The sequence below is a fragment of the Rhodothermus bifroesti genome, assembly GCF_017908595.1.
In the GTDB taxonomy this organism is placed as follows: domain Bacteria; phylum Bacteroidota; class Rhodothermia; order Rhodothermales; family Rhodothermaceae; genus Rhodothermus; species Rhodothermus bifroesti.
Genome location: NZ_JAGKTL010000001.1, coordinates 770,869 through 790,278, shown reverse-complemented (window position 1 = coordinate 790,278; position 19,410 = coordinate 770,869). Strand labels below are relative to the sequence as shown.

The 19,410-nt window shown below is 56.2% G+C and carries 13 protein-coding genes and 2 tRNA genes; 8 read left to right on the top strand and 7 right to left on the bottom strand.

Annotated features, from left to right (window positions below; all coding sequences use genetic code 11):
• Positions 1-27: 27 nt before the first annotated feature.
• On the bottom strand, positions 28-2,220 hold the full coding sequence (locus tag J8E65_RS03395; protein ID WP_210373947.1) for a T9SS type A sorting domain-containing protein: 2,193 nt from the start codon (positions 2,218-2,220) through the stop codon (positions 28-30).
• 17 nt (positions 2,221-2,237) lie between these two features.
• Positions 2,238-4,388, bottom strand: coding sequence for a hypothetical protein (locus J8E65_RS03390; protein ID WP_210373946.1), 2,151 nt, complete (start codon positions 4,386-4,388; stop codon positions 2,238-2,240).
• Between the two features lie 291 nt (positions 4,389-4,679).
• On the opposite strand from J8E65_RS03390, the gene J8E65_RS03385 reads away from it, so the two are divergent.
• Positions 4,680-7,823 carry a TonB-dependent receptor gene (locus J8E65_RS03385; RefSeq protein ID WP_210373945.1) on the top strand — a complete coding sequence of 1,048 codons (3,144 nt, stop codon included), beginning with the start codon at positions 4,680-4,682 and terminating at the stop codon, positions 7,821-7,823.
• A 56-nt stretch (positions 7,824-7,879) separates the two neighbouring features.
• Here J8E65_RS03385 and J8E65_RS03380 read toward each other — a convergent pair whose 3' ends face one another.
• Positions 7,880-10,285 carry a prolyl oligopeptidase family serine peptidase gene (locus J8E65_RS03380; RefSeq protein WP_210373944.1) on the bottom strand — a complete coding sequence of 802 codons (2,406 nt, stop codon included), beginning with the start codon at positions 10,283-10,285 and terminating at the stop codon, positions 7,880-7,882.
• A 69-nt stretch (positions 10,286-10,354) separates the two neighbouring features.
• On the opposite strand from J8E65_RS03380, the gene J8E65_RS03375 reads away from it, so the two are divergent.
• The 3 genes from J8E65_RS03375 (at position 10,355) to J8E65_RS03365 (ending at position 11,492) form a co-directional block, all read left to right on the top strand.
• Positions 10,355-11,194, top strand: a complete 840-nt coding sequence (locus J8E65_RS03375) for a DUF2726 domain-containing protein (RefSeq protein ID WP_210373943.1) — start codon at positions 10,355-10,357, stop codon at positions 11,192-11,194.
• Between the two features lie 133 nt (positions 11,195-11,327).
• Positions 11,328-11,400 (top strand) — tRNA-Lys (locus J8E65_RS03370).
• 8 nt (positions 11,401-11,408) lie between these two features.
• Positions 11,409-11,492: transfer RNA gene (locus J8E65_RS03365), tRNA-Leu, on the top strand.
• Positions 11,493-11,544: 52 nt separating this feature from the next.
• Here the strand turns inward: J8E65_RS03365 and J8E65_RS03360 are convergent.
• A complete protein-coding gene (locus tag J8E65_RS03360) occupies positions 11,545-12,096 on the bottom strand; it encodes a hypothetical protein (protein ID WP_210373942.1) in 552 nt (183 codons plus the stop codon).
• A gap of 157 nt (positions 12,097-12,253) precedes the next feature.
• Here J8E65_RS03360 and J8E65_RS03355 point away from each other — a divergent pair, with 157 nt between their 5' ends.
• Positions 12,254-12,649, top strand: a complete 396-nt coding sequence (locus tag J8E65_RS03355; protein ID WP_237181577.1) for a hypothetical protein — start codon at positions 12,254-12,256, stop codon at positions 12,647-12,649.
• A gap of 106 nt (positions 12,650-12,755) precedes the next feature.
• A complete protein-coding gene (locus J8E65_RS03350; RefSeq protein WP_210373941.1) occupies positions 12,756-14,021 on the top strand; it encodes a class II D-tagatose-bisphosphate aldolase non-catalytic subunit in 1,266 nt (421 codons plus the stop codon).
• Here J8E65_RS03350 and J8E65_RS03345 read toward each other — a convergent pair.
• The 3 genes from J8E65_RS03345 to J8E65_RS03335 are packed head-to-tail and all read right to left on the bottom strand — an operon-like array spanning position 13,987 to position 17,045.
• Positions 13,987-15,669 carry a CCA tRNA nucleotidyltransferase gene (locus J8E65_RS03345; protein WP_210373940.1) on the bottom strand — a complete coding sequence of 561 codons (1,683 nt, stop codon included), beginning with the start codon at positions 15,667-15,669 and terminating at the stop codon, positions 13,987-13,989. The two genes, J8E65_RS03350 and J8E65_RS03345, sit on opposite strands and share 35 nt — an antisense overlap.
• Before the next feature lie 36 nt (positions 15,670-15,705).
• Entirely contained in the window at positions 15,706-16,512 is an 807-nt protein-coding gene (locus J8E65_RS03340) for a Gfo/Idh/MocA family oxidoreductase (protein WP_210373939.1), read from the bottom strand.
• Positions 16,509-17,045, bottom strand: a complete 537-nt coding sequence (locus J8E65_RS03335; protein ID WP_210373938.1) for an O-acetyl-ADP-ribose deacetylase — start codon at positions 17,043-17,045, stop codon at positions 16,509-16,511. Before J8E65_RS03335 ends, J8E65_RS03340 begins: the two co-directional genes overlap by 4 nt.
• 148 nt (positions 17,046-17,193) lie before the next feature.
• On the opposite strand from J8E65_RS03335, the gene fabF reads away from it, so the two are divergent.
• Together fabF and fmt are read left to right on the top strand one after the other, a co-directional pair.
• A complete protein-coding gene (gene fabF / locus J8E65_RS03330) occupies positions 17,194-18,465 on the top strand; it encodes a beta-ketoacyl-ACP synthase II (RefSeq protein WP_210373937.1) in 1,272 nt (423 codons plus the stop codon).
• Positions 18,455-19,393, top strand: a complete 939-nt coding sequence (gene fmt, locus J8E65_RS03325) for a methionyl-tRNA formyltransferase (protein ID WP_210373936.1) — start codon at positions 18,455-18,457, stop codon at positions 19,391-19,393. The genes fabF and fmt overlap by 11 nt, the downstream gene beginning before the upstream one ends.
• Positions 19,394-19,410 lie beyond the last annotated feature (17 nt).

Genomic DNA, 19,410 nt, shown 5'->3' with positions numbered 1-19,410 from the left:
GGCTGCCGCCCACGCAACATAGGCCGATTACTTCATGCGCACAATGGTGCGCGTGGCTGTTCCGGATTCGGTAGTTAAGCGCACGACATAAAGCCCATTGGAGAGATTCCGGCCATCCAGCTTCATTTCATGGATACCGGCTGGCTGCACGCCTTCAACGAGCACAGCGACTCGGCGCCCTAGCAGGTCAAACACCTCAAGTCGTACTGGCCCTGTTTGGGGCAGCGCATAGCGCAGCGTAGTCAACTCAGCAAATGGGTTCGGGTAGTTTGGCAAGAGCCCAAACGTGGCTGGCAGATGTTCCCGTAGCTCTACATCGGTAATGGTGCCGATGTCGGTAGCTGGATCTTCAGGCACCAGCTTGTACTCGCCGAACGAATACCACCAGATGCCCTGAATAAAGCTCACCTGGTCACCTGCGCGGAACGTGTTTACAGCAAAGTCTGAAGCCACCGCATTCGATCGATCATCGGCTTTGACTTTGTTTGCAGCCGTGCCATCTGATGAGAAAGACCATTCTCCAAAGCCTTCATCAGGACTGATGATTGTCACATTCTCAAAGCGCACGAGCATGCCTTCATGGGCTTCGGCAATGGCTAAGTCCCGCATGGCGTTGGTGGTGACCGTTTTATAGCCGTAGAAGTCGCCTCTGCCCTCACGGGTAAGGGTCACATTGCGCAGTTCGGTTACATCAAAGTTTTCGCGGATCTCTGCCCGCGTGATATGCAAGCGGTCGCCCCGTTGGAGCGTGTCGCGCACGCCGCTTGGCAGGTTGAGTAAGATGCCTGACCACGGTCCCAGGTTAGGATCGTCCTGTACAGCAACCAAACCTGAAACCGACGGCTGGCTTTGGACGACGACGTGCAAATCCATGTTGGTCGTGATCCCAGCAAAAGGACTGCCACCCGGTCCACCTGTGGCGGTCTCTTGAATATGAGCTACCTGTGTAATACCGCCATAAAGCACACGGTAGTTCTGATTAGGCGAGCGCGTGCGCGCACCGGTGTTGTCTTCGGCTTCGACCCAGTAGATTACAAAGTCACCATCGGGCGCTGCAGGAATTTGCGCTTGGTAGACGGCCTGCACACCTGGGCCCATGGCCTTACCCCCCGCAGCCGTAGCCTGCACCACTTGGGTATCGGGATTCGAGCTGGTGTAGTAGTGCACCTCTACGCGCGCAAGCTGTCGGTTGGGATCGGGAGCCACTTCAATGGTAACCGTTACTGGTTCGTTACCCGGGACAGAGGTAGGCCGTCCCACACTGGAAATCACTGGGGGTGATTCCACCAATTCCAGATCACTATCCTCAAAAGGTGCCAGCCGCAACATGGCGCCCGGGGGCAGTGCCCCTAAGTCAAAGGCCTCAAAGTACCCCCGGAAAACAACAAATCCTTGCACATTGATGAGCGCACCAGGGGGCGGGGGCTGGAAGGGACTGTTCGTTGGACGTTTGTTGTATTCAGCAGGATAATTGGCGCGATCGTTTCGGAAACGCAGCGAAATGTCGTCGGCCTGCACAAACGTCTGTCCTCCATCCGAAGAAAAAAGCCAGTTTGGCCGTCCCTGATCCGCCAGCGTACTGCGCAGCATTGTGGCCTGTTCAATCCGGACGTACTGGTTATTGAGCCGGGCGAAATTGTCCCAGTTCACTTGTACCTTTCCCTCAGCCACGTTCATGTTGAGATCGGCTGTCGTAACCACCACGGGATCAAGCAGCGAATCAGGCAGACCTAGATTAGCATAAGATCCCAAAAATTCGATATTTAATGGAACAATCTGAATTGTATTATCGAAATAGGTGACCACAGCTGTAAACGTGGCTACATCCCCTTTTGCCAGATTTTTTAGTCCGGTTGTCTCGTAAGCGCCGTCGACAACTTGAATGGTCATGCCCTCTGGGCCTTGGGAAACCGCTGCGGTGTCGCGCACAAAGACGTGCAGACGCGCAGGAACCCCATCTGAAGTGAGCCCAGCGAGTCCGGAGTTTAATGGGTCACTCATCACAACTGCTGTAAACCGTACGGTATCGCCGGTTAAGGGGGATCGGATGAGCTGGTTAATGCGGGCGGCGGTCAGCGACGTGCCCAGCTGTTTGAGCAGTGCTAGGCTATCTGGATGAAGCTGGTTAATTTCGCGCACCGTCACCTCTTTAATCTGAGCCTTTGTAGGCATAGCCAGCAAGAGGCTCAGTACCCACAGTATGGTAGCAATGCGTCGCATGGCAGTAGTAGGTTTGGTTATTTGAGAATCACGAACTTTCCGCGTTGGACCTCGCCGGTTTCAAGGTCCTTCACGGTGAAGAGATAAAGTCCGGCAGCCAGTTCAAGGCCGTTTTCCGAAAGCAAATCCCAAGCGTGCTCGCCCCCACTAAGCTGCCGGCCGGGAGCACTGAAGTCATTAAACCAGCGGATATCACCCTGGTAGGTGGCCGCATCGTGATAGAGGGTTTTGACAATTTCCCCAGCCAGTGTGTAAATGCGGATTTCGCAACGCGCGGGCAAGTTGTAGAAATAGAGCTTGCGGGTGCGGCTGGTCCCGCCGTCCCAGGCTGCTCCAGCGCGATAAGGGTTAGGATAAACACCTACGGAACCGCGTGGGGTGGGGGTAGTCCCTGGGAAGAGGCGCAAAGCGCTAGCGACGCGAGAAGACTCCAGTGGGGCTAAGCCAGCTTCTGGGTCGCCTTCGTCGAAAGCAGTTACAATAAACAGATACTGCCAGCCCGCCCGCAGGTTGGGCATTTCAAAGCGATACCAATATTGGGTGGTATCCCCTGGGAAGGTGATGGGCTCCGGCAGCCGGATTGCTTCAAAGCCGGTGTTAAAGCCTATGCGATTGCCCGGTTTGTCATATTGCGCAATCAAGACAGCACGGTCGAGCAAGTTGCCACGCAGGTCGTCGCCCGGGTTGGAGCGATAGATGCGGTAGCCTTCAAAGTCGCGGCGTCCCGTGACCGGATCGATCGCTGCCTCAGCACTGCGATCCCAGTAGAGCACTACGCCGGTGTGCAATTGGCCAGTCTGGGGATCAGGTTCTGTGGTAAATTCTGCCCGCACGCGTGGCGCCGGTGGTGGCTCGGGAATCAAATACCGATCTAGGCGACCGTTGCCGTTTACGTCTTCGCCAGGATCCAAGCGACCGTTATAGTTCTGGTCTTCTCCCGCATAGGTACGCCGAGCCCAGAACAGGTTGGTGTAAAGCAAGCGGCGGCTTTCGTCGTTGTCGATAGGACGTGCTGCAAGCCCTTGATAGGCTTCCGGCTTAAGCGCTCCAACAAAGGCAAAGGTCACCCGGAGCGTATCTCCTGGCAGTACCTGCCCAAAGGGGCCAACCGAGGTCAGGCCAATCCAGTTACCTTGGGCCCGTTGGCCGGCGGTACGCAGCTCTTCACGCCAGACCCTAAGCGCTTCAAGATAGGCTGGATCCTGGCAAGCCAAATCATGCACCCCTCGACATCCTCCATAGTCTGCCGGGTTAGGATAGGGCGTGCCCATGCGCTGGTAACGTGTGCGGTCGTCGGTAGGTCGCGAACGCTCGTCGGTGCCCCCACTGAACAGCCACCAGCGCGGATTAACCACGGGTGGCGTGTAGCCATCGCGCACGTATTCTTCAGCGACGTTCGGGTGAAAGAAGCGGTACTGCCCACTGCGCGGATCACGCCACTCCGCCCCTAAAAAGGCAATGGCTCCATAGGTATTAATGGATTCTTCTGTCCCTCCCGCATTAAAGGCATAGGTAGCATGCAGCGTGTCAATAAATCCTACACCATTCTTGTTGAAAAAGGCGCTGCCTTGATCTTGGGTCGTGTTAACATTGCGCACGACCAAGTCGTGGAAGAGGCCTACGTAGACGCTATCCCAAGGCTGATTGCTAAGGTTGATGAGGTCAAAGTTGAGGATGACAAAGCTTTCGGTAAAAGCGAAATTCCAGGCATAGCTGGTTTGCAGGATCTTAACCCCTAGCTGCCCAGCAGGATCTGGCATCGGAATACGGGTGCCCGGAAGAAAACGTGCAGTGTCGGTATAAGCCGTCAGAAAATCCTGATGACTCGTAGCGATGCGGGTAAAAACCGGCGAGGTAGGCAGCGTAGAGCGCTCAACGATGGGCTCCAAGGGAGCTAGCTCGTACCCTTCTGCCCCTGGGCGATAGCCGCCCGAAGAGGTGATGGCTCCCGTACGCACCGTAATGAGACCGTCGCGACGCACTGCCCCAATCCACAGGCCAGCTTCAAACAAGTGCTCTACACCGGAATCCAGGGGGTATTCAAACGAAGGTGGTCCTGCAGGGTTATTGCGGACGTTAGCCCGGCCCACAAAGCCGGCGTTGGTAATGGTCAGCCCTACGTTGCCAATGTTCACCACTGCTTCCTCAAATCCCTGGGCCCACCCCACTTCTACACAGCCTATACAGAAAACGCCAATTAAAAAGCGCTTCCAAAAAGTAGACCTAGGACAACACGGCAAACCCATAGCTTGAAGCTGCAAAACTGCCGCGAAGAACACTGCTAAAAGCTACACGGATTCCGCGAAGGATACAAGTCCGCAGACAGCATCATTCGCCAAAAAGCATTTTAACAAACCGTAATGCCGCGATACTTCACACCTTTAATGGGACAGGCACTGTAGTTTTAGCCCGTGTGCTTTCCACGCAACCCACTTGTGAACCTAACCTAAAGTTTTCCTATGCGACGCTTACTGAGCTTTTGGCTCCTTTGGGCAGGACTTTCCGTAGTGGCCTACGGCCAAGGTGTCACCACTGCTGCCTTAACCGGAACGGTTACCGACGAGCGGGGCGATCCGCTACCTGGAGCCAACGTGGTGGCTATTCATGAACCTACCGGTAGCACGTACGGCACCATTACGCAAGCAGACGGGCGTTATGCCCTTTTAAACCTCAGGCCAGGCGGGCCTTACACGGTAACTGTGTCCTTTGTGGGGTACCAAACGCGTCGAGAAACCGACCTGATGCTGCCTTTGGGTCAAGCGCGCGTGTTGGACTTTGCCTTGGCCGAGGCTACGGTCCAGCTCGAGGCCCTCGAGGTAGTGGGCGTTCGTAGCTCGGTTCTCAATTCCGACCGCACCGGTGCTAGCACGAACATCGACGCCCAAACTATCGAGCGCTTACCTACCATTACACGCAGCCTGGCCGACTTCACGCGCCTAACGCCTCAAGCGAGCGGAGGCTTTTCACTGGCGGGCCGTAACAATCGCTACAACAACATCCAGATCGATGGGGCTACGTTAAACGACGTCTTTGGCCTCTCCGGAACGGGTATGCCTGGCGGACAGGCCGACGCGCAACCCATCTCGCTGGATGCAATCCAAGAATTCAATATCGACATTGCACCCTTTGACGTCCGCTACAACGGCTTTACTGGCGGCGCGATTAATGCGATCACCAAAAGCGGCTCCAACCGCCTAAGTGGATCGGTACGTTACCTGGGTCGAAACCAGAACTTTGTGGGTGATCTTAAAACGCCTGCTGGCGAAACCGTCCCCTTCGGCGACTTCTCGGAGTATACGCTGGTCGGCAACATCGGTGGCCCTATCCAACCCAACCGTGCGTTCTTCTTCGTCAATGCGGAATATCAGCGCCGAAAAACACCCCTCGACGTGGGCATTGTGGGCAGCCGGGCCGCAACCATCTTTAACGTGACAGCCGATTCTCTAAACCGCATCATTAACCTTGCCCGCACGCGCTACGGCTATGATCCAGGCAGCTATGATCCGCTTTCGAACGGTACGGATAACTTAAAGCTACTGGCCAAAATCGACTGGAATCTGGCCGCTGGCCATCGGCTAACGCTGCGCCATAATTACGTCAACGCCAATAAAGACGAAGGCATTAACCGCGGCGCCTTTAGCTTCGACCTGTCCAACCGGCGCTGGATTTTTGAGAGCGTGCAGCACTCGAGTGTGCTGGAGCTCAAAAGCACCTTTGGTACCAACTTGTTCAACGAAGCCCGGCTGGTCTACACGCGCATTCGCGATAAACGAACCGTCCAAGCCGAGCCGTTTCCTCAGGTCAGCATCCTGGTCAACGGCCGCTATACAGTCAATCTGGGCATCGACCGCTTCTCCCAAGCCAACGCCTTAGACCAAGACCTATGGGAGTTGACCAACAACCTGACCTACTTCCGGGGGAAACACACCTTCACCCTCGGGACCAGCAATCAAATCTACCGTTTCAGCAACCTGTTTATCCAGGATTACTACGGCGCGTATGAATTTAACAGCATTGCCGACTTTGAGGCAGGACGGCCGTCGCGCTACTACTTTAGCTATTCGCTCCTGAACAATCCTCAACCACGAGCTGAGTTTACCGCCTACCAGCTCGGTTTCTACGTGCAAGACCAGTATCAGGCCACACCATACCTTAGTGTAACCTTAGGCCTGCGCGTGGACGTACCCCTGTATCCGGATAAACCACTGGACAACCCCGCTGTGCCTGAAGCTTTCCCTGGCTACCGAACCTCTACCACGGCCAGTGGTAACCTGCTCTGGTCGCCGCGCCTGGGCTTCAACTGGGATCTTTCCAAAGGCGACCGCACCACACAGCTCCGTGGGGGCACAGGCATTTTCTCTGGCCGCACCCCGTTTGTGTGGATCTCCAACCAGTACAGCAATACCGGGGTAGATTTTGGACGCGTTGATGCCCGCAATCTGCCTGCGGGATGCTTTGTGCCTACACCGGATCCAAGCGCTCAGCCGCGTCCTGGAACGGCCTTGGGTACTACCTGCGGCCTGGCACCCATCACCACCACCGAGGTTAACCTGATCGAAGCAGACTTCAAGTTTCCACAGGTCTGGCGTACCGATTTGGCCCTCGATCAGCGATTGCCCTATGGACTAATCGGCACCGTAGAGTTCCTCTATTCGAAAACCTTGAACGACGTTGTCTTTGAGAACCTGAACATCGTGCGGACAGGCACAGCGCAGGGGGGCCGGGTGCTCTACGGACAGCCGAGCTTCAACGGCCGAACCGAGCGCAAAGACCCGCGCTTTACAAACGCCATCCTGCTTAAAAACACCGACAAAGGCTACAGCACAAGCCTAACCCTTGGGGTGCAGCGCGAAACCCAATCCGAGGGGCTAGGAGGTGCACTTTTCTACACCTGGAACCGTGCTGAAAATGTTAACAATGCCACTTCAAGCCGGGCTATTTCGAACTGGCAGTTTAACGAAGCCCGCGACGTGAATAACCCTGAGCTGGCCACAGCCGACTTTGAAGTGCGCCATCGCATTTTAGCCCACCTGTCTTACCGTGTGCGCTACCAGCGCCGCTTTGCCACAACGGTTATGCTAGTCTATGAAGGGCGCTCGGGCAGCCCCTTCACCTGGATCTATAACGGCAACGCAAACGCCGACACGCGCCGCGACAACGATCCAATCTACGTACCCGCCAACGCCAACGAGATCGTCTTTACAGCCGACTCGCCTGGAGGCTGGAACGAACTCAATGCCTTCATCGAAAGCGAACCCAGCCTTCGGAAATATCGCGGTCAGATTGTGCCGCGCAATTCGGCCCGCACACCTTGGCGCAACCTGCTGGACCTGAACGTGGTGCAGGAAATCCAAACCCTCCGCAACCAGCGCCTGGAAATCACGGCCACGCTACTGAACGTGCTGAACCTTCTCAACAGCGACTGGGGCAACGTCCGCTACGCCTCGTTTGAAACCGTTCCGCTGCTCGACTTCCAGGGCTATGATGCCCAGGGCCGCGCCATTGTGCGCTTTAGGCCGATCAGTGACCGGGACGACCTACTCGTCACCGACAACCTGGCTTCGCGTTGGCAGCTTCAGCTTGGCGTGCGTTACGTGTTTTAATAGCCCTCGCTGCAGCTTCGAAGGCCCTGCCTGCACAGAGGCAGGGCCTTTTTATTTTAGGGCTTTTGCCGATTGGGTCCCACAGAAACTTCGATGAGCTTCAAAATGCGTTTGTACTGGTCCGTCCAGCTCGAAGGCTCTTCAAAACCGTGGCCCTCGACCGGATAGACAGCGAGCTCCCAGTTTTCTTTGCCTAGCTCAATGAGGCGCTGCACCAGCCGAAAGATATCCTGCGGCTGCACATTGGTGTCTACCAGTCCATGGCACATCAGCAAGGGGTCTTGCAACCCCTCAGCGTGGTAAATAGGTGAGGAACGCACATATGCGAGCGAATCGGTTTCCGGTGTATTCAAAATATTTGACGTATAGGGGTGATTGTAGTGGGCCCAGTCGGTTACCGCCCGCAGTGCAGCCCCACCACCAAAATGTTCGCTTGCTGTAAACAGCGCCATGAGCGTCAAAAAACCTCCGTAAGAGCCGCCGTAGATGAACACGCGCTCGGGCGGGATGCCATAATGCTCTTGGACATAGCGCGAAGCATCCACATAGTCTTGCAAATCACGACCGCCCATGTGCCGGTAGATAGCTGTCCGCCAGTTGCGCCCATAGCCGGCCGAGCCCCGATAGTCGAGGTCGAGTACTAAGTAGCCCAGGTCAGCCAGTAGATTGTGGAACATGTATTCGCGGAAGTAGCTGCTCCACCAGCGATGTACATTTTGCAGGTATCCGGCACCATGCACAAAAAAGACAGCCGCCCCGTTGAGCACGTCGGGTTCATAGACGCGGGCCGGTACGCGTGCCCCGTCGGAAGCTTCGATCAAACGGATTTCCGGATCACGCCAGGGATAGGCCAGCCATTCCTCAGTAGGCGAATGCGTAAGCCGCTGCGGCTCAGCAGGCCGCCCGCGCCGTAGTGGCTGCAGGTAAATCTCTGGGGGTCGGTTACTGTAAGAATAAAGTATACCCATCGTCTGTTCGTCAGGGCTGAGCACCACATCGTTGCGGCCGGGCAGCGTCGTTAGGCGCTCTCGCGGCCCACCGTCGATAGGCATGCGGTAAAAGTGGCGTTCAAAAGGCGAGCCTTCGCTACTTGTAAAGTACCAGTAGCGGCCGTCGCGAGAGATAAAAGGGTCGAATACTTCAAAAGGACCATCAGTCAGCTGTCGGACCTGGCCCGTTTCGACATCGACCACGTACAGATGGCTGTAGCCGGTACGTTCGCTTTGGAAGTAGAAGTGCCGATTGTCGGGAAGCCAGCCCATGGTGCTGCGCCCGCCAAACCAAGAAATGCCTGGTCCAGCAATCCACGCTTCGTCATGCTGGCGGTCGAGTACAGTCAGCTGGCCTGTTTGGGGGTCCAGTCGAGCAATCCAGCGATCTTTGTTGTCTCGCGCGCGAATCTCTAGCACCGCGTAGTGCCCATCCCCGCTCCAATAAGGACCATAAGCATAGAGAAAGCGCTTGGTTTTTTGCGTGTCGGGTTTGATGCCCTGCTGTTGAAGATATTCCGGAACATCGTAAGCACCGGGCACCTGATGCAGGTTGACCAGGTAGGTCGTGTCGCGCAGCAGATCCTGCACGTAGAGCTCAAAGCTTCCAGGCGGCACCCCTACCTTAGGCCGAGCTTGCCTGGACTGCGCATAACCCGACTCCGTTACGTAGTCCATAACGGCCGTAGACTTTTCCTGGGGTGGGTTGGTTGTCAGTGCAAACGTGACGAAACGTCCCGTAGGATCAAGCTGGAGCTGGGTAACTTCTTTTTCGCCGTAGTAAAACGTAGGAGGGAGATTTTCAGCCTTCCGATCCTGCTCTTGGGCTTTTTCCCGAGCTTCGCGTGCTTCCGCGTGCTTACGAATCACCTCAAAGAGCGCCCGCTGCTGCGCTTGGAGAAAGGCATCTTGACCGTCTGGTTTGCGTTCACGGGGTTCGCTGCCACGTCGCAGGTCGGTAAGCTGCACAAGCCCACCCGTGCGCAAGTCCAATTGAAATAGGTTGTTGTTTTTGACAAACACAACGGCTTGGCCATCGGGCGTAAAGCGCGGGGTACTTTCAACCTCAACGGTGCGCGTCAAGCGCGTAAGCCGACGTGTTTGCCGATCGTACAGGTACAGATCGCCCTCACGGACAAAGACTTTCCGCCGAAAGTCCGCATCGTACACCCACATGCCGTGATGCCAACCGTCGAAAGCGGGTGGCAGATGGCGCCGCTCCTCTGGCGAGACTTTTTCCGGTACACCTCCACTACGCGCAACCTTAAAAAGCGAATCTGAAGGAAACTGTCCTTTGGGATTCCACCAAAAATAAAGAAACTGCCCATCTTCTGACCAAAAGGGGTCGGAGGGCCAAGCCCCAATCCACGTCTTGGGGTCTTGCATAATTTGCTCGATCCTAAGGCGTGGCTGCCCCAAGCTTTGGGCCACGCAAACCCCAAGCAGGATCCCTACAGCAATCAAGCGTTTCATGGTTACAGCAGGCTGAATGCCAAACAGGTTGGGGCCAAAATAATTGACAACCTGTAAAAGGAAAAGCCAATGCCACCGCCTGCAGACGTTGAAGCGCTCTACCGCTATCTGCAGGCGCAGGCCTGGGAGCCTGCGCTTGAGGTGCTGTATCAGAACCGGATGTCGCTGGCTATTGACCCCCTCCTGCAACAAGCAACGCAAGTGCTGCTTAACGCGCTTCGCGCGTACGTCAACAGTGTGCCCAAGGAAGTGCTCGAAAAGTTGTTTCTGCTGCATACCGGGCAGCTTTTTAGGCTTCCGGAAGATTTCTTTGCCGACGTGGTCGTGGCCCTGGTCGAGCGCCACGCAGACCGCCCCGAAGTTGCCCAAGCTTATGCCCGTTGGCTTCCCGAACATCCGCTGTGCGCTCCTTACATGACCCCAATGCACACGGAACCCGTTTGGGAAGCGTGGGACGGTTTTGCTGTGAAACGCTACGTACCGACACGCTGCCTTACGCCGCCTTCACTGTTTCGCTCGCGTCAGGAGGCTGTGTTTTTTCAGGCCGTGCGCGAGGTGTTTCTAACCTATCTGGTTTATCCAAACGTAGCCTTGAGCTGTTTGCTGGACTATGAACAGCTTGCCGATGCGCTGACCGAGGCCGAACGCAGCTATGTCTTTCGAGCCCAGGTCGACTGTGTTGTGTTCGATCCAGACCAAGACTACCGACCCTGTTTTTGTTTTGAACTGGACAGTCCACTACACGCGGCTCCTGAGCGCCAAGCACGCGACCAAACCAAAGCCCGGATTTTAGGGCTTGCAGGACTGGTGCTGTATCGCATACGCCCACCCGCAACACCGCCAGATCGCCAGGCGTACGTTCGGCTCCTACGCCGATTGCTGGCCCAAGCTACTCCGGATAAGCCCTAAGCGCACGCTGTTTGCATTTTTGCCTAATTGCTCCTCCGCCTTGAGGGGATCGAATCCTTTAGGTAGCCTTGGGCGTTTAGCGCTCTTGCCTTAGGGTAGGGGTTAGTGTATTTTTACACGCCTCTACCCACCTGACCCCGTAGCTCAGGTGGTAGAGCATCTGACTTTTAATCAGAGGGTCGCAGGTTCGAGTCCTGCCGGGGTCACTGCACAAGCCCGGGTGGCGGAATTGGTAGACGCGCCGTCTTGAGGGGGCGGTGCCCGTAAGGGCGTGCTGGTTCGAGTCCAGTCCCGGGCACGCCTGGTCATGCATAAAACACCCGTCACCAGAGGGTGGCGGGTGTTTTATTTCAATTAAGCTCATGTTGCGCCTCCTGCTGAAACAGCCATGCAGAAAGGGCAAAAAGTCCAACAAAAAAGCCGTTCAGCATCAGCAATTCTGCTGGTCCGCTCCATGGATAGCCTAGGCGCGCGATGCATGCAATTGCGGTCACCAGGCCTTGAGCAAGCGCCATAGCCCATAGCGCCCAGGCCATCCCTCGCGACCGAAAACGTGCCTTCACAATCCCAATTGCGCCAATCGCGAGCACCCCAAAGTACATCAGATTAGCCGGATCGCCGTCCTTTCCAATAATGCCAACGCCAAGGCTTAGCCAAACAAGCAGCACTGCAGCTGCCCCTGCAAGACCAACAGCTATGCGATAAGCCAATGATCTTCCAAATCGGACTGCTACCTCATAGGTAAGCCCAAGTCCTGCCAATAAAAAGGCAGCTGCGCCAAAATCGATTAAGCTCCAGGATACCGCATCTGTGAACTGCATTGCAAGCCAAGGCAGCAGCAGCACTAAGGTCAAACCGGCCCAGACACGACGGCGGCTGCGTCTTGAAACATCCATTTTCATAGATTGAGGCTGCCACGAGCTAAAAACGCAACTTCGAATTCCACAAAAGTTCCCTCTAAAATGCCGCGGGCTTTTTTGTTGCCTTCCTGAACCCCTATGCTCCTTGCAGAGTACACGTGATATGTCTTTCAACACGCTGCAAACAAAAGCGAATGCCATGATGTACGACACCGATAGCAGCGCCTACCCCCACCCGGACGAGTTTAAGGTCATGCGTCCGGAATACACGGAGCTCGAAGATGGCTACTACCGGGCAACCATAGAAATCACCCCTTTCAAAGTGGAGGGGGAAAGCCGCACCAAAGCGGGGGCGCGCCGCGTTGCCTTATACCGGGCAGCGCTCACCTATCGCTCTTACCATCCTTCTTACCGGGTCGAAAACCCTTATCCCGACGAATTCGTCGATCAGGAAGGCACGCGTTGGCGTCGCCTGCCTCCATCCCAGCAAGAACTGGGCGATTATGTTTTTATCAGCCCAGATGGGGAAGAAGACTATGCTACCATCGAGCAAATGTTGATGTGGGACATTCGACCAGCTATGCCAGAAGAGTGACTTGATGGTTTTTGCTTCTTTTGGTTGAAGGCGTCTGGGCTTCGGACGCCTTCTTTTTTGCAAGTTCAATATTTTACATTAAATTAGCAGCAACCCTAGCGGCCTTATGGGAGAACAGGTGCCACATGGTGAGGCGCTGGTCCGCGCTTTGAGGGCGCGTCATCGCAGTTTTGTTGACTGGGTAGTTGAGCTGCTACGCGGTCCGCTGGCCTATGCGCACACGCTATTGGCCGTCTGTCCCAACTCGGTAGCTGTTGTTGAAGCTGCGCTTGAAGCTGCAGCCGAGGCCAACGCGCCGCTGCTTTTTGCTGCTACGCTGAACCAGGTAGACTTAGATGGGGGTTATACCGGCTGGACGCCCCACACGTTAGCGCAATTTGTAGCCCAAAAGCGCCAGCATCTTGCCCTGGATTTGCCCGTGGTTTTGGGGCTAGATCATGGTGGTCCCTGGAAAAAAGACGTACATGCGCGCGATCGGCTTTCCTTTCAAGAAACCTTTCGCTCGGTGCTACGCACCATCGAGGCTTGCCTGGATGCCGGCTACGGTTTGCTGCACCTAGACCCTACGGTCGATCTGGAAGCGTCGCCCGGATCTCCCATACCGATTGACCGCATTGTTGAACGTACGGTCGCGCTTTTACAGCATGCGGAATCCTATCGCCAAGCACGTAAACTGCCTCCCGTTGCCTATGAAGTGGGCACGGAGGAAGTGGGCGGCGGCCTAGAGGCGGAAACCCGGATGGCTGCCTTTTTAGACCAACTCTGGAAGGCTTTAGATCGGGAAGGCTTGCCCCATCCTGTCTTTGTCGTAGGGGACATCGGAACGCAACTCGATACCTCGGATTTCGATTTTAAGCGTGCCCAACGGCTGGATGCCCTGGTGCGTCGCTATGGAGCCCTGATTAAAGGGCACTATACCGATGGTGTAACCCGACTTGAGCTTTACCCCAAGGCTGGCATTGGTGGAGCTAACGTAGGTCCGGGTCTGGCTGCGGTAGAATTTGAGGCTTTAGAAACCCTCATACACGAAGCCCGCCACCGAGGTTTGCCGGTCACGCTAGATATTGCACTCAAGCAAGCCGTTGTCGAAAGTGGCCGCTGGAAAAAATGGCTTCAGCCGGAAGAAAAAGATCTTCCCTTCGAGGCTCTCTCTCCAGAACGACAGCGCTGGCTTGTTGCTACGGGTAGTCGGTACGTATGGACGCACCCCGCGGTCCAAGCCGCACGGCGCCAGCTTTACGCGATGCTGGCTCCGTGGATTGATGCTCAGGCCTATGTGCGGGATCGACTGAAGGCTTATTTGCAAAAGTATTTCCACGCTTTCAACCTGATCGGCTTCAACGAACGGCTTCGGGCCCTTTGGCCGGGCTAAAAGGCGTTGCTTCAGCCGATGCTGCCAGCACGGTTTCCTTAATCTGATGCAACTTAGCCAAAGCCGCTTCATGGTCGGTCGGCAGATCGCCTCGAAAAAGTACCTCCTTAATTGCGCCCAGTGCCTTTCGCTCCGGACCCTGCAGCGTTGCCACCATCTCTTCAAACAAGGCAGCCCGCCGAAGCGCTTCATCCTTGATCGCCATCATGTATTCAAAAGCCGCGTCATGCTCGTTCGGAATGCGTCCTTCGAGCACTGCTTCCTTGATGGCCTCTTTGATCAGGCCTACAGCCACCCCTTCCGCTAAACCCAACACGCGCATGATCTCTTCCCCATCCACCGGCGGTTGAAAGTTGCGGATGCGATCTTTTTCTTCGACCTCTGCCATGCGCTGCTCTAGCCGATCGAACGCTTCCAGATAACGCCGTACGCGGCGCGGGTTTTTGGAGGTAACGTCGGCCCGCACAAGCAGCATAAGGTCTTCCAACGCATCGCCTGCTTCAAAGAGCAGTCGGCGGATGGCCGAATCGGTAACCTGTTCGTCGACCAAGGCCACTGGACGGTGATGCAGGCGAACAAGCTTTTGGACGTATTCCATCCGATGGTCTACAGGTAACTTAAGCCGCCGGAAAATGCGGGCAACCATCCGCGCTCCCAGCTCTTCATGCCCATGAAAGGTCCATCCTGTGCCAGGGACAAAACGTTTGACGACAGGCTTGGCAATGTCATGGAACAACGCTGCCCAACGCAGCCAAACGCCGTCTTCTTCGCAAGCACGGCTGGCATCCAGTGTAGCAAGGTTATCGACCACCTGCAGGGTATGATAGAAGTTGTCTTTATGCCGGTGGCCCTCGATCGTCTCCACCCCTTTTAAGGCGACCAGCTCTGGCAAGATGCGCTCTAAAATACCCGTTGCCTCCAGAATTTTAAAGCCTACAGAAGGCTGCGGTGCGCAGAGCATCTTCTGGAGTTCATCGGTGATACGCTCCTGGCTAAGGATATCGACCCGGTGGGCTTTTTCATGCATGGCTGCAAAGACCTCAGGAGCCACATGAAACCTGAGCTGGGCTGCAAAACGGGCTGCCCGAATCATGCGCAAGGGGTCATCTTCAAAGGTCTGCAGTGGGTCCAGTGGCGTGCGCAGCAACCGTCGGCGCAAATCTTGTCGACCGCAGAAGGGATCGATGAGTCTCCCGAAACGCTCCGGCCACAGGTCGAAGGCCATCGCGTTAATTGTAAAGTCGCGGCGCTGCAGGTCGTCTTCGAGCGTGCCATCTTCGACGATGGGCTTGCGGGAGTTTTTGCGATAGCTTTCCCGGCGGGCTGCAACGAATTCCAGTACAAATGTGCGCTGCTTGTCGGGCGCTGGAATGCGAATCGCTGCCGTGCCGAAATTCTCGTAAACGTGCACCGTATAGCCTCCTAGCGCCTGCGCCACCAGGCGCGCTAGCCGAATGCCACTTCCGGCACCTATCGTCACTAAATCGATATCGGTTGTCGGGCGATCCAGAAACAAGTCGCGTACGACCCCTCCCACGGCATACACTTCAATGCCCACCTGAGCGCCTAATTGGCCAATTTGTGCCAGCAGTGTGGCAAAAGGGCGCTGGGCCAGCCGGTCTTGTACACGCTTGGGCAACGTTGTCATAGGTCAAAAAGGAACGTCCAACTCCTTGTCGCCTGCTTAACGCAGGCGGGGCATCAAACGTTCAACGATATGCAACACCTGCAAGGCTTCCAACAAAGAGACGGGAACGGGCTGCTGCATCGCTAAGGCAGTTAGAAAGGCTTGCATCTCAGCTTGTTCAGAAGCTGCTGCTGCAGGTTCTAGCACCAGGCGGCAAGGCGCACCAGTGCAGCCTAAGTACAACTCCAAAAGCGATGGGCCTGCTTCTTGCCACAACAGGATCTGGGCGTAGGTACCACTGTGAAAACGCACGTTGCACGCCACAGCTTCTATCCAAGATTTGCCACGCACCGCCTCTCCATCGATCTGAAGCACGCTGGAGGAACGCGCCAGCGCACAGCATAAATCAATCGCTTCTGCCAGCCGCGCATGCCAAGGAACAACCCCTCCACCCCCAATGCGCTGCTGCACGAGCAGCAATGGAGGAACGCCTCTCGTGCTTGCGTGCAGCTTGGGATGGAATCGCCAGGGACGGCTAACGCCAACCTCCACGTGGGCTTCTTCGGCCAGCCGCCCCAGCCGTTCCAAGTCTTTCAACGAGGGGGCTGGCAGTCCGTCTACAAAACAGTGCACGCCTTCGCGAATAGCCAGCTCCAACACGCGGTAACGTTCGGCCGGGGGCACAGCCACCAAAACCACATCGTGCGCCCGTAGCCAGTCGACCAGCATTGCTTCGGGAAAGTCCAGCGTGTTTTGTGCCAGACGCGTCACCCGAGCCTGAGGCCAAACTGCCCGCACCGTAGCTAGGCGTCGCTGCGCTTCACGCCCGTTTCCAATCAGCCCAATGCGTAATACGTTTTTCATGCTGCCATAAGCTCCTTAAGCACACGCACATGCACCTCAAGCGCTGGCGCATCAAAAAGTACAAACCGTACCAGGCGTAGATGCTGCAACTTCGGGCCTTCTTCCAGAACCGTCTTTAGGGCAATTCGTGCAGCAGCTTCCAAAGGAAAACCAAAAGCTCCCGTAGAGATGGCTGGAAATGCTACGCTATGCAAACCATGCGCATCGGCCAGATGCAAGGCATTGCGGTAGGCAGCAGCCAATAGGGCATCCGAGGGTTCATCACGACCATAAACCGGTCCCAGCGCGTGGATCACGTAGCGGTTGGGCAATCGGAAAGCTGGTGTAATTACCGCCTGGCCGGGGTGAATCGGGGCCAGCGGTCGGCAGGCTTCTGCCAGCTCGGGTCCAGCCGCACGATGGATGGCACCAGCTACACCACCTCCAGGCATAAGCTGAGCATTAGCGGCATTGACAATGGCGTCTACGTCGGCCTGCGCCGTAATATCGCCTTGAACGAGCTCAAGACGGAGCGGTCCTTGCTGCATGCGCATCGTGTTTGTCCCAAGACACAATAAACTACATGCTGACTTTTAGGTGACTTTTTTGTTTTTTACAGCGGCCTGGCTTGAAGCGATGGAAGCCCGGCAAGCTGCATAACGTACAAATGAGCCAATTATTCGAACGAACGATTCAAAGGTTATGGTTCCTACCCATAAAATTACGCCACGGCGTGTTGTCATTACCGGCTTAGGTGCGGTAACCCCTATTGGGCTTTCTGCGCAGGCTTTCTGGGAAGCGATGATGCGTGGCGAAAGCGGTGCTGGCCCCATTACCCGATTCGATGCTTCCTGCTTCGACACGCGGTTTGCCTGCGAGCTTAAGGGGTTTGACCCGCTTAACTACATGGATCGCAAGCTGGCACGGCGGCTAGATCCTTATGCACAGTATGCCTTGGCAGCTGCTCGCCAAGCACTTCAGGATGCCGGTATCGATACCAGCACCTTGTCGAATGAGGCGCGGGAACGTTTTGGCGTGGTGTTTGGCTCTGGTATTGGAGGCCTGCGGTTATTTGAGGAGCAAACTGCCCTCTATCTAAAAGAAGGACCGCAGCGACTGTCGCCATTTTTTGTGCCCATGATGATTTCAAACATGGCCGCTGGCTTGATTGCGATTGAACACGACCTGCGTGGACCCAATTATGCTGTTGTTTCAGCTTGCGCCACGAGCAACCATGCCCTGATCGATGCGACCATGCTGCTGCGGCACGGACATGCCGACGTCGTACTGTGCGGCGGCAGCGAAGCGCCGATCACGCCGCTCGGCATTGGAGGTTTTAACGCAATGAAGGCACTCTCAACGCGTAACGACGATCCGCAAACGGCCAGTCGCCCCTTCGATAAAGACCGGGATGGCTTTGTGGCCGGCGAGGGCGCTGGCGCACTGGTTCTGGAAACCCTCGAACATGCTTTAGACCGAGGAGCACGTATTTATGCCGAGCTTATTGGCTTTGGCATGTCGGACGATGCCTATCACTTTGCTGCACCAGAGCCGAGCGGGCGCGGTGCTCGCCAATCGATGCTGCATGCCTTGCAAGATGCCGGCATTGCGCCCGAAGAAGTGGACTATATTAACATGCACGCCACTTCGACCCCTCTGGGCGACCCAATCGAATCGGAGGCCATCAAGGCTGTCTTTGGAGCACATGCCTATCGCCTAAGCTGCTCGGCCACCAAAAGCATGACAGGCCACCTCCTGGGAGCGGCAGGTGCTGTAGAAGCCGTGGCTACGGTGCTGGCCGTTTGGCACCAAACCGTACCCCCTACGATCAACGTCCAAACCTTGGATCCTGCTTGCGATTTAGATTACACGCTCCACGTGCCGCGCCGGCGCGAAATCCGCGTAGCACTGTCTAATGCTTTTGGTTTTGGCGGACACAATGCAACCATAGCCTTCCGGCGCTATGAAGGATAGCGCGACGCTGCGCATCATTTTTATGGGCACACCGGAATTTGCCGTGCCCTCACTGGAACGGATGGTCGAAGCCGGCTACCGACCTGTAGCCGTAGTCACAGGTCCCGATCGTCCGCGTGGCCGAGGCCTGCACGTAGCGCCGCCCCCCGTAAAAATCGCAGCCCAGCGCTTAGGACTGCAGCCCATTTTACAACCCGAATCCGTGCGCGATCCAGCCTTTGCTGAAGCGATCAAAAGGCTAGCGCCGGACGTGATTGTGGTGGTCGCCTTCAAAATCCTGCCACCGGAAGTCTACACCCAAGCCCGCTTGGGCGCCTTTAACCTGCATGCGTCGCTTCTTCCCCGCTATCGGGGGGCAGCACCGATTCACCGGGCAATTATGGCAGGAGAAACGGAAACAGGGGTGACCACGTTTTTCCTCAAGCCCCAGGTCGATACAGGCGAAATCCTCCTGCAAAAACGCACTCCTATTGGTCCTGAAGAAACAGCGGGGGAGCTCCATGATCGGCTGATGCTGTTGGGCGCTGAGGCGGTTGTCGAAACCTTACGTTTGATCGAACACGGCCAGGCGCATCCGCAGCCGCAAGACGAGGCCCAAGCCACACTAGCCCCTAAGCTCACGCGCGAAGAGGCCCGCATTCCTTGGGACCGCCCGGCGCTTATGGTCCACAACCACATCCGAGGCCTTTCTCCTAACCCTGGTGCCTGGACACTGCACGAGGGCCGGCTCCTTAAGCTGTATCGCTCTCGTCCAACCGAAGGCAGTGGTGCTCCAGGCACTGTCCTCAAAGCAGATCGACAGCTCATTGTGGCTTGCGGCGAGGGTGCCGTAGAGATTTTGGAGCTCCAACAGGAAGGTCGTCGCACCCTACCTGCCGACGCTTTTTTAAGAGGATATACGCTGCATCCAGGCGATCGGCTGTGCTAAACCGAACCCCCATGCCA

Excerpts from the sequence above, each read along its gene's own strand:
- J8E65_RS03375 (WP_210373943.1), top strand. The coding sequence starts at position 10,355 with ATGCCACCGCCTGCAGACGTTGAAGCGCTCTACCGCTATCTGCAGGCG.
- J8E65_RS03335 (WP_210373938.1), bottom strand. The coding sequence starts at position 17,045 with ATGCGCATGCAGCAAGGACCGCTCCGTCTTGAGCTCGTTCAAGGCGAT.
- fabF (WP_210373937.1), top strand. The coding sequence starts at position 17,194 with ATGGTTCCTACCCATAAAATTACGCCACGGCGTGTTGTCATTACCGGC.
- J8E65_RS03345 (WP_210373940.1), bottom strand. The coding sequence starts at position 15,669 with ATGACAACGTTGCCCAAGCGTGTACAAGACCGGCTGGCCCAGCGCCCT.
- J8E65_RS03380 (WP_210373944.1), bottom strand. The coding sequence starts at position 10,285 with ATGAAACGCTTGATTGCTGTAGGGATCCTGCTTGGGGTTTGCGTGGCC.
- J8E65_RS03360 (WP_210373942.1), bottom strand. The coding sequence starts at position 12,096 with ATGAAAATGGATGTTTCAAGACGCAGCCGCCGTCGTGTCTGGGCCGGT.
- J8E65_RS03355 (WP_237181577.1), top strand. The coding sequence starts at position 12,254 with ATGATGTACGACACCGATAGCAGCGCCTACCCCCACCCGGACGAGTTT.
- J8E65_RS03340 (WP_210373939.1), bottom strand. The coding sequence starts at position 16,512 with ATGAAAAACGTATTACGCATTGGGCTGATTGGAAACGGGCGTGAAGCG.
- J8E65_RS03350 (WP_210373941.1), top strand. The coding sequence starts at position 12,756 with ATGGGAGAACAGGTGCCACATGGTGAGGCGCTGGTCCGCGCTTTGAGG.
- fmt (WP_210373936.1), top strand. The coding sequence starts at position 18,455 with ATGAAGGATAGCGCGACGCTGCGCATCATTTTTATGGGCACACCGGAA.
- J8E65_RS03395 (WP_210373947.1), bottom strand. The coding sequence starts at position 2,220 with ATGCGACGCATTGCTACCATACTGTGGGTACTGAGCCTCTTGCTGGCT.
- J8E65_RS03385 (WP_210373945.1), top strand. The coding sequence starts at position 4,680 with ATGCGACGCTTACTGAGCTTTTGGCTCCTTTGGGCAGGACTTTCCGTA.